This is a genomic window from Leifsonia sp. EB41, from assembly GCF_041262565.1.
GTDB lineage: Bacteria > Actinomycetota > Actinomycetes > Actinomycetales > Microbacteriaceae > Leifsonia.
Genome location: NZ_JBGCCJ010000001.1, coordinates 3,931,149 through 3,945,112 on the forward strand (window position 1 = coordinate 3,931,149; position 13,964 = coordinate 3,945,112).

General features: G+C 71.6%; 15 protein-coding genes and 1 tRNA gene. 11 read left to right on the forward strand and 5 right to left on the reverse strand.

The features are described 5' to 3' along the window. Window positions 1-61: 61 nt before the first annotated feature. A tRNA-Met gene (locus ABH923_RS19350) sits at window positions 62-138 on the reverse strand. A 120-nt stretch (window positions 139-258) separates the two neighbouring features. On the opposite strand from ABH923_RS19350, the gene ABH923_RS19355 reads away from it, so the two are divergent. Genes ABH923_RS19355 through ABH923_RS19385 form a run of 7 tightly spaced genes read left to right on the forward strand, consistent with a single transcriptional unit; the run spans window position 259 to window position 6,183 of the window. Beyond that, a complete protein-coding gene (locus ABH923_RS19355) occupies window positions 259-1,326 on the forward strand; it encodes a response regulator (protein ID WP_370057022.1) in 1,068 nt (355 codons plus the stop codon). After that, the gene (locus tag ABH923_RS19360) at window positions 1,323-2,333 is read left to right on the forward strand and encodes an ATP-grasp domain-containing protein (RefSeq protein ID WP_370057023.1); all 1,011 of its coding nucleotides are present in this window, start codon (window positions 1,323-1,325) and stop codon (window positions 2,331-2,333) included. The genes ABH923_RS19355 and ABH923_RS19360 overlap by 4 nt, the downstream gene beginning before the upstream one ends. Window positions 2,334-2,338: 5 nt before the next feature. Beyond that, on the forward strand, window positions 2,339-3,070 hold the full coding sequence (locus ABH923_RS19365) for a PHP domain-containing protein (protein ID WP_370057399.1): 732 nt from the start codon (window positions 2,339-2,341) through the stop codon (window positions 3,068-3,070). After that, on the forward strand, window positions 3,067-3,222 hold the full coding sequence (locus ABH923_RS19370) for a hypothetical protein (protein WP_370057024.1): 156 nt from the start codon (window positions 3,067-3,069) through the stop codon (window positions 3,220-3,222). The genes ABH923_RS19365 and ABH923_RS19370 overlap by 4 nt, the downstream gene beginning before the upstream one ends. After that, on the forward strand, window positions 3,219-3,605 hold the full coding sequence (locus ABH923_RS19375) for a response regulator (RefSeq protein WP_370057025.1): 387 nt from the start codon (window positions 3,219-3,221) through the stop codon (window positions 3,603-3,605). The genes ABH923_RS19370 and ABH923_RS19375 overlap by 4 nt, the downstream gene beginning before the upstream one ends. Then, window positions 3,602-5,380 carry a sensor histidine kinase gene (locus ABH923_RS19380; RefSeq protein ID WP_370057026.1) on the forward strand — a complete coding sequence of 593 codons (1,779 nt, stop codon included), beginning with the start codon at window positions 3,602-3,604 and terminating at the stop codon, window positions 5,378-5,380. Before ABH923_RS19375 ends, ABH923_RS19380 begins: the two co-directional genes overlap by 4 nt. Further along, window positions 5,377-6,183: a carbon-nitrogen hydrolase family protein gene (locus ABH923_RS19385; protein WP_370057027.1), complete on the forward strand. Its 807-nt coding sequence runs from the start codon at window positions 5,377-5,379 to the stop codon at window positions 6,181-6,183. Before ABH923_RS19380 ends, ABH923_RS19385 begins: the two co-directional genes overlap by 4 nt. A 28-nt stretch (window positions 6,184-6,211) precedes the next feature. Here ABH923_RS19385 and ABH923_RS19390 read toward each other — a convergent pair whose 3' ends face one another. Further along, on the reverse strand, window positions 6,212-7,408 hold the full coding sequence (locus ABH923_RS19390; protein WP_370057028.1) for a pyridoxal phosphate-dependent aminotransferase: 1,197 nt from the start codon (window positions 7,406-7,408) through the stop codon (window positions 6,212-6,214). 148 nt (window positions 7,409-7,556) lie between these two features. On the opposite strand from ABH923_RS19390, the gene ABH923_RS19395 reads away from it, so the two are divergent. The 4 genes from ABH923_RS19395 (at window position 7,557) to ABH923_RS19410 (ending at window position 12,204) form a co-directional block, all read left to right on the forward strand. Then, entirely contained in the window at window positions 7,557-9,344 is a 1,788-nt protein-coding gene (locus ABH923_RS19395) for a trypsin-like peptidase domain-containing protein (RefSeq protein WP_370057029.1), read from the forward strand. Between the two features lie 121 nt (window positions 9,345-9,465). Next, window positions 9,466-10,509 carry a glycosyltransferase family 2 protein gene (locus ABH923_RS19400; protein WP_370057030.1) on the forward strand — a complete coding sequence of 348 codons (1,044 nt, stop codon included), beginning with the start codon at window positions 9,466-9,468 and terminating at the stop codon, window positions 10,507-10,509. Between the two features lie 2 nt (window positions 10,510-10,511). After that, on the forward strand, window positions 10,512-11,330 hold the full coding sequence (locus tag ABH923_RS19405; RefSeq protein ID WP_370057031.1) for a CDP-alcohol phosphatidyltransferase family protein: 819 nt from the start codon (window positions 10,512-10,514) through the stop codon (window positions 11,328-11,330). Then, the gene (locus ABH923_RS19410; RefSeq protein ID WP_370057032.1) at window positions 11,323-12,204 is read left to right on the forward strand and encodes a glycosyltransferase family 2 protein; all 882 of its coding nucleotides are present in this window, start codon (window positions 11,323-11,325) and stop codon (window positions 12,202-12,204) included. The genes ABH923_RS19405 and ABH923_RS19410 overlap by 8 nt, the downstream gene beginning before the upstream one ends. Here ABH923_RS19410 and ABH923_RS19415 read toward each other — a convergent pair. From ABH923_RS19415 to ABH923_RS19425, 3 genes are all read right to left on the reverse strand, one after another. Beyond that, entirely contained in the window at window positions 12,201-13,130 is a 930-nt protein-coding gene (locus ABH923_RS19415) for a hypothetical protein (protein ID WP_370057033.1), read from the reverse strand. The genes ABH923_RS19410 and ABH923_RS19415 overlap by 4 nt on opposite strands. A gap of 58 nt (window positions 13,131-13,188) precedes the next feature. Beyond that, window positions 13,189-13,488 (reverse strand): helix-turn-helix domain-containing protein, encoded by a 300-nt coding sequence (locus ABH923_RS19420; RefSeq protein WP_370057034.1) that lies wholly within the window; start codon window positions 13,486-13,488, stop codon window positions 13,189-13,191. Between the two features lie 135 nt (window positions 13,489-13,623). Further along, window positions 13,624-13,944: a hypothetical protein gene (locus tag ABH923_RS19425; protein ID WP_370057035.1), complete on the reverse strand. Its 321-nt coding sequence runs from the start codon at window positions 13,942-13,944 to the stop codon at window positions 13,624-13,626. Window positions 13,945-13,964 lie beyond the last annotated feature (20 nt).

A 13,964-nucleotide genomic window follows, 5' to 3' on the forward strand; every position in this document is an offset into this window, starting at 1 on the left:
TCCTCCGGTGCAGACAAAAATCGGCCCGGACCTGGGGATTTCTCCTCAAGTCCGGGCCAGTTGGTTGCGGGGGCAGGATTTGAACCTACGACCTCTGGGTTATGAGCCCAGCGAGCTACCGAGCTGCTCCACCCCGCGGCACAAGGAAAAACTTATCACGAGCTCGCGGCAGTGCGAAATCGGCTGCAGGCCCGGGCGAGTCCGGTCACGTAGACCGGTCGTCCCAGTAGAGTTCTGCCAGGACCCGGAGGACGGCGAATGGCGAACCCTGCTCAGAAGTACCGCGTGTGTGTGATCGAGGACGATCCGGACGTCGCCTTCTACATGAAGACGGTGCTCGAGAAGCGTGCGGACGCGCAGGTCGTCGCCGTCACGGACCCGTCCATCGCCCTCGACACCATCGCGGCGTTCGACCCCGATGTCGTCATCACCGACATCGAGATGCCCGGAATCTCCGGCATCGACCTCCTGCGCGAGCTGCGCGGCCGCCACCCGGGGATGCCCGTCGTGGTGATGACCGCGCACGTCTCCGTCGACTACGCCGTCTCCGCGCTGCGCGCCCAGGCCGACGAGTTCCTCACCAAGCCGATCGCCTCCTCCGAGCTGGTCGCGATCGTCGGACGGCTCGCGGAGGAGGGCCGCGCCAAGCGTGCCGCCAGCCAGCAGCAGGTGGTCCTCGCGATCGGCGCGCACCCGGACGACGTCGAGATCGGCGTCGGCGGCATCCTCTCCGCGCACCGCGACGCCGGCAACCAGGTCGTCATCCTCACCCTCTCCCGCGGAGCCCGCGGCGGCGACGCCGACGACCGCCAGCACGAGTCGCTCGCGGCGGCCGAGCTGCTCGGCGCACGGCTGTTCCTGGAGGACCTGGAGGACACCCGGATCTCGGCGGCCGACCCCACCGTGACCATCATCGAGCGCGTCGTCGCCGAGGTGAAGCCGGACATCGTCTACACGCACTCCGCGCACGACCGCCACCAGGACCACCGTGCCGTGCACGCCGCTGTGAGCGTCGCGACGCGCGACGTGCGCACGGTGTGCTGCTTCCAGAGCCCGTCGGCCACCATCGACTTCCGGCCGACCCGCTTCGTGCCGATCGACGGGTTCACGGAGGCCAAGCTGCGGCTCATCGACTGCTTCCGCTCGCAGGCCGAGCAGCGCGCGTACCTGGAGCACGACTTCGTGCTCGCCACGGCGCGGTACTGGTCGCGGTTCGGCGGCGGGACGAGCTGCGAGCCGCTGGAGGTGATGCGCGACACCGCCGACATCTCGGTGCCGGCTTCGAGCATCCACACCGACGCCCGGATCAGAAGGACCCAGGAATGACCCAGAGCACCACCCGCGTCCTCGTCACCGGAGCCGGGGGACCGGCCGGGATCGCCGTGATCCGCTCGCTGCTCAAGCGCGCGGACGTGGAGGTGCTCGCCGCGGACATGGACGGCTGGGCGAGCGGGCTGTACCTCGTGCCGGAGCAGGCCCGCCGGATCGTGCCGCCGGGGAAGTCGCCGCGGTTCGTGGACGACGTGATCGCGCTGTGCGCCGCCGACGATGTGGACGTGCTGTTCTCGACCGTGGACGTCGAGCTGCCGGGGCTCGCCGCGCGGAGGGACGAGCTGGCCGCCGTCGGCACGTCGCTCGCCGCCCCGAGCCACGAGACGCTCGTGACCTGCCTCGACAAGTACCGGCTCGCGCAGGCCGTCGACGGCCACGCGCGCCTCCCGGAGACCCGGCTGCTCGACCGCGACGGCGTCGGTGCGGAGTGGGTCTTCCCGGTCATCGTCAAGCCGCGCAGCGGCGCAGGCTCGCGCGGCGTCCGGCTGATCGCCGACCGTGCGGCGCTGGAGGCGCTGGGCGAGGACCGCAGCATCATCATCCAGGAGAACCTCCCCGGCGAGGAGTTCTCGGTCGACGTGCTCGCCGGCCTCGACGGCAGCGTCATCGCCGCCGTCCCGCGCTCCAGGGAGCGGGTCGACTCCGGAGTGTCGATCGCCGGCCGCACGGTGCGCAGGGCCGAGCTGTCGGAGACCGCTGCGGACGTCGCGCGCGCCATCGGCCTGACCGGGGTCGCCAACGTGCAGCTCCGCTACAGCAGCGACGGCGTCCCCGCCCTGCTGGAGGTCAACCCGCGCTTTCCCGGGGCAATGCCGCTGACGATCGCCGCGGGCGTCGACATGCCCTCGCTGCTGCTGGACCTGGTGCTCGGCCGTCCCGCCCCGTCCGCCGTGGACTTCGCCGAGCTCGCCAACGTGCGCTTCCTGGAGGACGTCTTCCTCGACCCGCGAGACGTGCTCGTGTCCGAGAACGCCGCCCACGCCGAAGGGCCGGAGGAGTGACCGGACTGACGGTGCTGCTGCAGGGCGACTACCACGTGCACTCGACCTTCTCCGACGACGCCCGCAGCACGCTCGCCGAGAACATCGCGGCGGCGCACTCGGCCGGGCTGCGGACCATGCGGCTGACCGACCACGTGCGCGCCTCCACCGCCTGGGTACCGGAGTTCGTCGCCGCGGTCGCGGCCGAGCCGGTGCCCGACGGCCTCACCGTGCTCACCGGCGTGGAGGCGAAACTCCTCGACGTGACGGGCGCCGTCGACACCCCCGCCGACCTCGTGGTCGGTCCGGGCGGCGTGGACGCCGTCGTCATCGGCGACCACCAGTTTCCCGGGACCGACGGCCCGTGGTCGCCCGACGCCACCAGGGAGCGGCTCGCGGCCGGTCTCTCGGCGGACGACGCCCTCGACCTGCTGATCGAGGCGAGCATCCGCGCGATGGAGCGCACGCCGCACGCGCAGCTCGCGCACTGGTTCTCGATCCTGCCGAAGGTCGGACTCGCCGAGGAGCAGCTCGGCGCCTCCCGGCTGGCCGCCTGGGCCGCCGCGGCAGCAGCGACCGGCACGATCGTGGAGGTCAACGAGAAGTGGGCCTGCCCCGGCCCCGACGCCGTGCGCGCGCTGCGTGCCGCCGGTGCGCGTATCGTTGCCTCCACCGACAGTCATGACGCCGCCGACGTGGGCCGCTACGACCGTGTGGCGGCCGTGCTCGACGCCGTCGAACCGGAGGAGCACGCATGAGCCCCGTCGACCTGACCCGCGTCCAGCGCGAGGAGCTGCAGCGCGAGCTCGACAGCAACCGGCGCTGGGAGCTGCGCCTGCCGATCTACGGCGGGGTCGCTCTCCTGTTCATCGCCGTGATCGTCGTCGTGAGGCTGGTGTTCTTCTCGTGACCGTCAAGAGAGTCGTGATCGCAGACGACGACGCCGACATCCGTGGGCTCATGGTCATCGCCGCCAACCGCGCAGGGGTGGAGATCGTGGCCGCCGTCGACAACGGCCAGTCGGCGCTCGACGCGGTGAACGCCGGCGGCATCGACCTGGCGGTGCTCGACATCTCGATGCCCGGGCTCAACGGCGTGGAGGTCGCCGAGGCGATCCGCGGCGGCGAGCTGACCAAGAGCACGCTCATCCTCATGGTGTCGGCCTCCGTGCAGCTCCTCACCGACCACGGCATCGTCGCCGACCGCTCGGACAGCTTCATCATCAAGCCCTTCAGCCCGCGGGTGCTCTCGGAGCGCATCCGCTCGATGCTCGGACTGGGAGAACCCGCATGACGGTCGACCGCTGGCTCAGCCGCATCCCGCTCGAATCGCCCTCCGTCTTCGTGAAGCTCGTGCCGACCCTGGTCGGCTACATCATCGCGCTGGGCCTGTCGCTCATCCCCGGGGTGGTGAGCGCGCACATCCCGCTCTTCGTCGCAGGCTCGGTCGCCGTGATGATCGGCGCGTTCCTGCTGGCGATACTGGTGCCGTGGACGCGGATCGACGCACACTGGAACGTCGTCGTGCCGCTGGTGGCGATGCTCTCGATCGGCCTGATGCGGATCGGCACCGGGGGCAGCACGTCCTCCATCGGCGTCATCCTGCTGCTGCCGTTCGTCTGGATCGCGACAGAGGACGGCCGGCGCAACATCGTCATCGCCGCGGTCGGGATCTTCCTCGTGCTGATCGGCCCGATCCTGGTCGATGTGGGCTCGACGAGCCCCGCCGACCTGATCCGCGCCTTCTTCTCTCCCGTGATCTACGCGATCGTGGCCGCGGTGGTCAACGAGATCGCCCACCGCTCGCGGAGGCAGCTGCAGGCGACCCGCGCCGCCGCGGAGCAACGCGAGGAACTGCTCGCGCAGGCCGTGCGCACGCAGGACGAGCTGGTGCTCAACGAGGCCAGGCTGAAGACCGCCAACCGGCTCATCCAGAGCATCTGGAACGCCGTGACGGAGCAGTCCGTGATCGGCACCGACCTCGACGGCGTGATCGACGTCTGGAACCCGGGCGCCGAGAAGATGCTCGGGCTGACCGAGAAGCAGGTCCTCGGCGCCGACCGCAAGGTCATCGAGTTCCACCTCGTGAGCGAGCTGGAGGAGCGGCTGCGCGACATGGACGCGCGCTTCACGACGGTGTCGGGGATGGACGACTTCTCCGCGCTCGTCGACACGGTGCGCGCGGGCTACGCCGACGTGCGCGACTGGACCTATGTGCGCGCCGACGGCAAGCAGGTGCCCGTGCAGGTCGCCGCGACGCCCCGCCTGGACGAGAACGGCCACCGCGTCGGCTTCATCTTCGTCGCCACCGACATGACGCAGGCGCGGGAGTTCGCCCGTCTCAAGGACGAGTTCGTCGGCCTCATCTCGCACGAGCTGCGGACGCCGCTCAGCTCGATCCTCGGCTACCTGGAGCTGATGCGCGACGACGACGAGTCCCCGCTGTCGACCGAGCAGCTCCAGTACCTGGGCGTCGCCGAGCGCAACGCGCACCGGCTGCTGCGGCTGGTCGGCGACCTGCTGTTCACCGCGCAGGTGGAGTCCGGCCGGTTCCCGATCGACATCAAGGACGCGGAGCTGCGCTCGGTCGTCGCCGCCTCCGTCGAGTCGGCGACCCCGGTCGCCGCGACCGCGGGCGTCGAGCTGGTCTGCGACGTGCCGGACGAGTCGGTGGAGGTGCGCGGCGACACCGTGCGCCTCGGCCAGGCCGTCGACAACCTCGTCTCCAACGCGATGAAGTTCACGCAGGCCGGCGGCACGGTCACGGTCTCGCTGCACCGCGAGGGCGACGAGGCGGTGGTGGCCGTGACGGACACCGGCATCGGCATCCCGGCGGTCGAGCTCAGCCAGCTCTCGCAGCGGTTCTTCCGCGCCTCCACCGCGACGCGCAACGCGGTCCCCGGCGTCGGACTCGGACTGACGATCACCAAGGCCATCGTCACCGCGCACGGCGGCCGGCTCGACATCGCGAGCGAGGAGGGCGTCGGCACCTCGATCAGCGTCCGGCTCCCGATCGAGACGCCGCGCCCGGTCGCGGAGGCGGTGCCCGGCGCGGAGGCCCGGCCGTGACCGCCGTCGGCGTCGCGGTCGCGCAGTTCACACCCGGCGACGACCGGGTGCACAACCGGGACGTGGCGGCGGCGCTGATCGCCGTCGCGGCCGCGCGCGGCGCACGCCTCGTCGTGCTGCCGGAGTACTCGTCCTACTTCACCGACCCGCTCGGGCCGTCCTTCGCCCGCAACGCCGAGCCGCTCGACGGCGAGTTCGTCCAGTCGCTCCAGGCCTCGGCGCGGGACCACGACGTGTACGTGATCGCCGGGCTCGTCGAGCAGACCGGCGTGCACGACAAGTTCGCCAACACGCTCGTCGCGGTCGGCCCGACCGGCGAGCGGCTCGCCGTCTACCGCAAGCAGCACCTGTACGACGCGTTCGGCTCCACGGAGTCCGACTGGGTGGTGCCGGGCGACCTCGCCCTGCCCGAGGTGTTCGAGGTGGACGGCCTCCGGATCGGGATGCAGACCTGCTACGACCTGCGCTTCCCCGAGGTGACGCGCCGGCTGGCGGACGCGGGCGCCGAGCTGGTCGCCGTGCCCGCCGAATGGGTGCGCGGACCGCTCAAGGAGCAGCACTGGTCGACGCTGCTCGCCGCGCGCGCGATCGAGAACACCCTGTACGTCGCGGCGGCCGACCACACCCCGCCGATCGGTGTCGGCTCCAGCGCGATCATCGACCCGATGGGCGTCGTGCTCGCCGGGCTGGGGGAGACCTCGGGCGTCGCCGTCGCGGAGGCGTCGGCCGAGCGCGTGCAGGAGGTGCGTCGGAGGAATCCGGCGCTCGCTCTGCGGCGTTACCGGGTGGAGCCGATCGACTGAGCGCCCTCGGCGCCGGCCCGTGCGCCGATCAGCCGCCCAGCGTGGCCAGGCGGGCCGCGGCCTCCTCGAGCACCTCGACGCGCTTGCAGAACGCGAACCGCACCAGCGAGGCCGTCCGTCGTGCGTAGTCGTCGCGGCAGAAGGCGGACAGCGGCACGGCGACCACCCCGGCGAGCTCGGGCAGCCGACGGCAGAACTCGACGGCGTCGTGGTAGCCGAGCGGCGCCGCGTCCGCGACGACGAAGTAGGTGCCGTCGCTGCGGTTCACGTCGAACCCTGCCGTCCGCAGCCCCGCCGACAGGACGTCGCGCTTGTGCGCGAGCGCAGCGGCGATCCCGGTGAAGAACTCGTCGGGGAGCGCGAGGCCGGCGGCCATCGCCGGCTGGAACGGCGCGCCGTTCACGTAAGTGAGGAACTGCTTCACCGCCAGGACGGCCGTCACCAGCTCGGCGGGCGCGGTCAGCCAGCCGACCTTCCAGCCGGTCGTGTTGAAGGTCTTGCCGCCGGAGGAGATGGTGACGGTCCGCTCCCAGCCGCCGGGCAGCGTCGCGATCGGGATGTGCTGCGGCCCGAAGGTGAGGTGCTCGTAGACCTCGTCCGTGACGATGATCGCGTCGTGCCGGTGGGCGAGCTCGACGATCGTCGTCAGGGTCTCCCGGTCGAAGACCGCTCCGGTGGGATTGTGCGGCGTGTTGACCAGGATGACCCTGGTGCGGTCGGTCACCGTGTCGCGCAGCCGGTCGAGGTCCGGCCTGAACGCGGGCGGCTCCAGCGGGACGGTGCGGTGCACCCCGCCCGCGAGGGAGATCACGGCGCCGTACTCGTCGTAGAACGGCTCGAACGTGACGACCTCGTCGCCCGGCTCGAGCAGCGCGAGCAGCGTCGCGGCGATGCCCTCCGTCGCGCCGGCGGTGACCAGCACCTCCCGGTCGGGATCGACCTCCAGCCCGTAGAAGCGCCGCTGGTGAGCGGCGACGGCGTGCCGCAGCTCCGGGATGCCGATGCCGGGCGGGTACTGGTTCGCGCCGCCCCGGATCGCGTCGACGGCGGCGTCGAGCACGACGGCGGGGCCGTCCTCGTCGGGGAATCCCTGCCCGAGGTTGATCGCGCCGCTGCGCACCGCGAGGGCGCTCATCTCGGCGAAGATCGTCGGGCGGACCACGCCGTCCGCGCCCAGCAGTCCCGCGCCGCGCGCGGCGGCCCTCCATGCGCCGGAAACCGTCATGGATCCAACCTAGGGCCTCGCTCCCATCGCATCCATTCGTTACGTTGGGGGGAGTCATCGGGAGGCGGAAGGTCGCCCACAGGACCCGCAAATAGAACGCTCAGGTTGGCATCCCAAGCTGTCTAGTGCTTGGAAGGAGCACCACACCATGACCGACACCCCGATCACCCCGGAGCCCGCGAAGCCCCAGAACGACGCCGACGCCGACGCGGTCGTGGATGCCGGCGCGGCTCGCCCTGCCGAGACCCCCGCTGCGGCCCCGGCCCCGGCCGCCGAGCAGCCTGCGGCCCCGGCCGCCGAGCAGCCCGCCGCCCAGCAGCCCGCCGCCCCGGCAGCGGACCACGGCTGGACCGCTCCGGCCGCCGCCCAGCCTGCGGCGCAGCAGCCGACGGCCGAGCAGCCGACCGCGCAGCAGCCCACAGTGGAGCAGCCGACGGCGCAGCAGCCCGCGGCGCAGCAGCCGACCGCGCCCCAGGGTCCCATCCCCGTCGCGAACCACACGCAGCCGACCCAGCCGGTCGCTCCCCAGCAGCCGTACGGCCAGCCGGTCGGCGCGCAGCAGCACCAGCCGCAGCCGCAGCCCAACTACGGCAACGGCTCGTTCGGCCAGCCCGCCTACGCGCAGGCCCCCTACGCCCAGCAGCCCGGCGCCCAGCAGCCCGGTGCTCAGCAGCCCTACGCCACCGCGCCGGGCACCGGTGAGAAGGCGCCCCGCAAGCGCAACACCGGCCTCATCATCGCCACGCTCGCCATCGGCGCGCTGATCGGCGGCATCGCCGGCGCCGGCGCCGGGATCGGCCTGTACTCGGCCACCGGCAGCAACGCGACGATCAAGACGGTCTCCGGCCCGCAGAACATCACCGTCAACGACACCAACAACGCCACCACCGTGACCGCGGTGGCCGCCAAGGCGTCGCCGAGCGTCGTCACCATCTCCGTCAGCGCCTCCAGCGAGGGCGGCACCGGCTCCGGAATCGTGCTCAGCTCGGACGGCTACATCCTCACCAACACGCACGTCGTCACCCTCGACGGCGCCGCGTCCAACGTGAGCATCAGCGTCACCGACAACAACGGCAAGATCTACACCGCCAAGATCGTCGGCACCGACCCGACCACCGACCTCGCGGTCATCAAGCTCGACGGCGCCAGCGGGATGACCCCGATGAACTGGGCCGACTCCAGCAAGCTGAACGTGGGCGACACCACGGTCGCGATCGGCGCCCCGCTCGGGCTCTCCGGGACCGTCACCGACGGCATCGTGAGCGCGCTGAACCGGTCGATCAGCATCGCGTCCTCGGCGGCGCCGAAGTCCAGCGACGGCTCCGGCAGTGGAGGCAGCGGCAACGGAAGCACGCAGAACCCGTTCAACTTCGACTTCCCGAACCAGGGCGGCGGCTCGTCGCAGAGCGGAACCCAGGGCACGATCTCACTCCCGGTCATCCAGACGGACGCGTCGATCAACCCCGGCAACTCGGGCGGCGCGCTGCTCAACAGCAAGGGCGAGCTGATCGGCATCAACGTCGCCATCGCGAGCGCCAGCGGCAGCAGCTCCTCCGGCACCCAGTCGGGCAGCATCGGCGTCGGCTTCTCGATCCCGTCGAACCTGGCGAAGCGGATCTCCGACGAGCTGATCAAGAACGGCTCGGCGACCCACGGCCTCCTGGGAGCCTCGGTCGGCGACGCCAGCGCGGACAGCAAGGCGACCACCGTCGGCGCGTCGATCAAGTCGGTCACCTCCGGCGGCGCGGCGGCGAGCGCGGGCCTGCAGGCCGGCGACATCGTGGTCAACTTCAACGGCCTCCCGATCACCGACGCGACCGACCTGACCGCTCAGGTGCGGGCGCTCCCGGCCGGCGCCAAGGCCGACGTCACCTACATCAGGGGCGGCCAGTCCAAGACCACTTCGGTGACCCTGGGCTCGCTCCCGGCGAACTGACCCGGACCCCCTCGGAAGGCCGTCCCGCGATGCGGGGCGGCCTTCCGTCGTGCTGCCGTCAGACGGGCCGCCCAGGCGCCGGCTGATAAGCTCGGCGCGACCCGAACGACGAATGGATCAGATGCCGGACGACAACGTGAACACCCTCCCGGGTGTGTCCTACGTGATGCCCGTCCTCAACGAGGCGACCCACGTCCGGGCGGCGGTCGACAGCCTGCTGGCGCAGGATTACGCCGGTCCGTTCGAGGTCACCATCGCCCTCGGGCCCAGCATCGACGGCACCACGGAGCTGGTCGCGGAGCTCGCCTCCGTCGACTCCCGGATCCGGGTCGTCGACAACGAGGTGGGGTCCACCCCTGCCGGCCTGAACCTGGCCATCCGCTCCTCGCAGTACCCGGTCGTCATCCGCGTCGACGCGCACAGCGTCCTGCCTCCGGACTACGCCCGCGTCGCGGTGGAGGCCATCCAGGAGACCGGCGCCGACAACGTCGGCGGCCTCATGGACGCCCAGGGCACGACGTCGTTCGAGCGCGCGGTCGCCCGCGCATACGGCAGCCGGATCGGGCTCGGCGGCACCAAGCTGCACGTCGGCGGCGCGGCCGGCCCCGCCGAGACGGTCTACCTCGGAGTGTTCCGTCGTGACCGGCTCCTGGAGGTCGGCCTCTTCGACGAGGAGATCAAGCGCGGCCAGGACTGGGAGCTCAACCGGCGCATCCGGCAGGCGGGAGGGACCGTCTGGTTCACCCCGCGCCTGCGTGTGGTCTACCGGCCGCGCCCCAACCTGTACCGGCTCGCCCGGCAGTTCTTCTCGACCGGCATCTGGCGCGGCGAGCTCGCCCGGCGCTTCCCGGCCTCGAACGGCGTGCGCTACTTCGCTCCGCCGGTGATGGTGCTCGGCGTCGCGCTCGGCGTGCTGCTCGGCCTCGGCGGCGTGCTGCAGGCGCTGCTCGGCGCTACCCCGTGGCTGCTCTGGGCGTTCGCGGTCCCCGTGGTCTACCTGGTCATCGTGGTGGCGTCCGCGTTCGTCTGGGGGCGTCGCGACGGCTTTTCGTCGTTCCTCTGGTTTCTCGTAGTCTTGCCGTGCATCCATTTCAGCTGGGGCATCGGGTTCATCCTCGGATACCTGTCGCTCACGCGGAACATCACGGCACACACCGGAAGGTAGGCATGACAGCAGCGGGACCGGCAGCGCACGGAGCGCGGCCAACGTCGATCGCCGAGCTCAAGGCGGTGGCGCAGCCTCCGGAGGTGCGCGGGCGTCGCAACGCCGAGCACTGGACGGCGTCGCTGTACCTGCGCAACCTGTCGCCGTACCTCACCTGGTTCCTGCTCAAGACCTCCATCTCGGCCAACGGCGTGACCGGGCTGATGATCCTGACCGGCTGGGCGACCGCGGCCAGCCTCCTCATCCCGGGGATCGGCGGCGCCGCGCTGGCGCTCGTCCTCGGCCAGCTGCAGATGCTGGTGGACTGCTGCGACGGCGAGGTGGCGCGCTGGCGCAACACATCGTCCCCGGCCGGGATGTTCCTCGACAACGTCGGCCACTACACGACCGAGACCCTGATCGCGATCGCGCTCGGCGTCCGTGCCGCCGGCTTCCCGTTCGAGACGCCGCAGGACTTCCTCTGGACGAACCTCGGCACTCTGCTCGCCCTCATCATCGTGCTCAACAAGGCGCTCAACGACATGGTGCGCGTCGCGCGGGCCAGCGCGGGCCTGCCGAAGCTGGCCGACACGGAGGCCGCCTACGCGCCGACGCACGGCGTCGTCGCCACGCTGCGCAAGGCCGCCAAGTTCCTCCCGTTCCACCGGATGTACCACTCGGTGGAACTGACCATCCTGATCTTCGTCTTCTCGATCGTCGGGCTGTTCATCGGCTCGCCGCTCGCCGACCGCGTCCTGCTGGTGATCCTGGTTCCGCTGGCGCTGCTGGCGGCGATCGGGCACTTCGTGGCGATCATGTCCTCGAAGCGGGTCCGTGGCTGACCCCACGGTCGGCGTCGTCGTGCTCACGCAGGGCACGCGACCGGACGACCTGCTGCGCGGCGTGCGGTCCGTCCTCGCCCAGGAGGGCGTGACCACCGACATCGTCGTGGTCGGCAACGGCTGGGACCCCGCGACGTCGGACCCGCCGCTGCCGCCCGGGGTCGCGACGCTGGCGCTGCCGGAGAACCTCGGCATCCCGGCCGGGCGCAACCAGGGAGTTCCGCGCGTGGCGGGGGAGTACCTGCTGTTCCTCGACGACGACGCCGACATCCCGTCGCCCGGCTTCCTGCGCGACGCGGTCGGACTGCTGCGGCGCGACCCCGGCATCGGGATGATCCAGCCCCGGCTGCGGGCGCGCGACGGCAAGCCGTCTCCGCGCCGGTGGATCCCGCGGATCCGCAAGGGCGACCCGGAGCAGTCGTCCGCCGTGTTCTCGGTGCTGGAGGCCGTGATCGTGCTCCCGCGCGACGTGTTCGAGCGCGCGGGCGGCTGGGCCGACCCGTTCTTCTACGCCCACGAGGGCATCGAGCTCTCCTGGCGGGTCTGGGACCAGGGCAAGCGCGTCTGGTACGCGGGCGACCTGGTCGCCGAGCACCCGGCCGTCTCGCCCACCCGGCACTCGTACTACTACCGGCTGAACGCCCGCAACCGCGTGTGGCTGGCCCGTCGCAACCTGCCGGCGGTGCTGGTCCCGCTCTACGTGGGCTCGTGGACGGGAATCCAACTCCTGCGCTGGTTCCGGAAGCCGGACGTCCTGCGCGCGTGGTTCGGCGGCTGGCGCGAGGGCTGGAGCGCCGACCCGGGCGAGCGCCGGCCCATCCGCTGGAGCACGGTGCTGCGGATGACCGCCGCGGGGCGCCCGCCGATCGTCTAGCGCTCGGGTGGCGCGTCGGCGGCCTCGATGGCGGCCTGGCCCTCCGCGGTCGTCAGTGAGGAAGCGTCCTCGCCCTTCGTGCCGCGGCGCAGCGCACGCGCCGGGATGGCGCCGCGCAGCACCGACCCCGCCTGCACCACGCGGCGTCCGGTGTTCGCCCCGAAGCGACGCACGGCCCCCGGGCCTTCCGCGGGCGTCAGCGCCGCCGGGATGACGAGCGGCGCCGCCCCGAAAGCCAGCCGGGAGTTTGTCACGACGCGCCGGCCCAGGATATGGTTGCCGGTCCCGCCGACGACAGCGCCGATGCCGAACGGGATCGCCCTGGCGACGATCGACGCCCCGCCACGCACCGCGAACTGCCGGATGAAGACGGTCCGCAGCCGGTCCACGAGCGGCCCGACGACCATCGACGGAAGCGTGGTCGTGACGAGTTCGCCCCAGTACGCCGTGCGGGTCACCCCGGTGCCGGCCACCTGCCCGGCGAGCTGGCGCACCAGGTCCGAGCCCTCGCGGCCGAGCATCATGGTCAGGACGAGCGCGCGCGCACGCGTGGGATCCTCCACCGCGATGCCGTGCAGCTCGCTGAGGGATTGCGCGTACAGCGCGGTGGCCTCCAGGAACGCTGCGGTCTCCAGCCCGGAGAGCGCCAGCGTCACGCCTGTGCCGATCGCGGGGATGACCGCTGTGGCGCCGACCGCCGCGCCACCGGTGGTGACCGCCGCGAGATACCGCCGTTCGAGGATGGCGGCGAGCTCGCCGGCTGTCGCATCCGGGAATCGCCGCCGCAGGCCGCGCAGGTGCGCGAGGACCACGGGGCGCTGAATGCCGAGGAACCGGTCGAGGGTGTTGTCGACGGCGCGCGGGGTGTCGCCACCGCGGGGCGGACCGCCGGTCGGGGAGACGATGGGCTCGGGTCGCTTGGTCATCCTTACCGAGTGTATGCCTCCTCGTCGACGCGATCAGGCCGGCGACGCGATCCATCCCTCAGCGTCGTCTGTCACGCTCCTGCAGGAACTCGTCCGCGCTCAGGACGTCGAACTCGGCCGGCAGGTCGTCCCGCGACAGTCCTTCGGTCAGGAGTGCGATCTCGGTGCCGAGGACGCTGGCGATGCGCAGCATGGTCACGAGGCTGGGGTTGGCGAGGCCGCGTTCGATCTTGCCGTAGTTGGTGACGTGCATCTGGGCGAGCTCGGCGATGCTCTCCTGGCTGAGTCCGAGGGCGATGCGGGCGTGACGTACCTTGGCTCCGAAGTGGATCGCGGCAGCAGACGTCGTTTGATTCATGCTTCATGCCTATCCGGTTGCGGATTCCCGAACCAGAGTGCTCGCCACCGGGTCATCCGTGCCTGAGGCCAGTAGGGCGGAAAATGCATGCCCGCAGCCGAGGCCGGCCGCGCACACGGCGCGGCCGGCCTCGGCTCAGAAGCTGACCTGCCAGAGGTACTCGTGGCCGTCGGGCGGGAACCAGCGCACGACGAGCAGCGTGTCCCGGGCGGGGTCGTCGCTGCCGCTGACGCTGGCGCGCACGGCCTCGCCGGGCCGGATGGACGACGGCGAGCTCACACGCACGGACGAGCTGCCCGCGATGCTCACGGTGACGCCGCGAAGCTCGTCGGCGCTGGTGTTGACGAGGCGGTAATGGGGCGCGCCGCTGCGATCGACGGTCCAGGGGACGCGATAGGCGCAGCGCTTGTCGCGGAGCGGGGCGAGTGGGTTGCGAAGGTTCCGAACGTGTCTCATGCGCACCAAGTTAATGACCC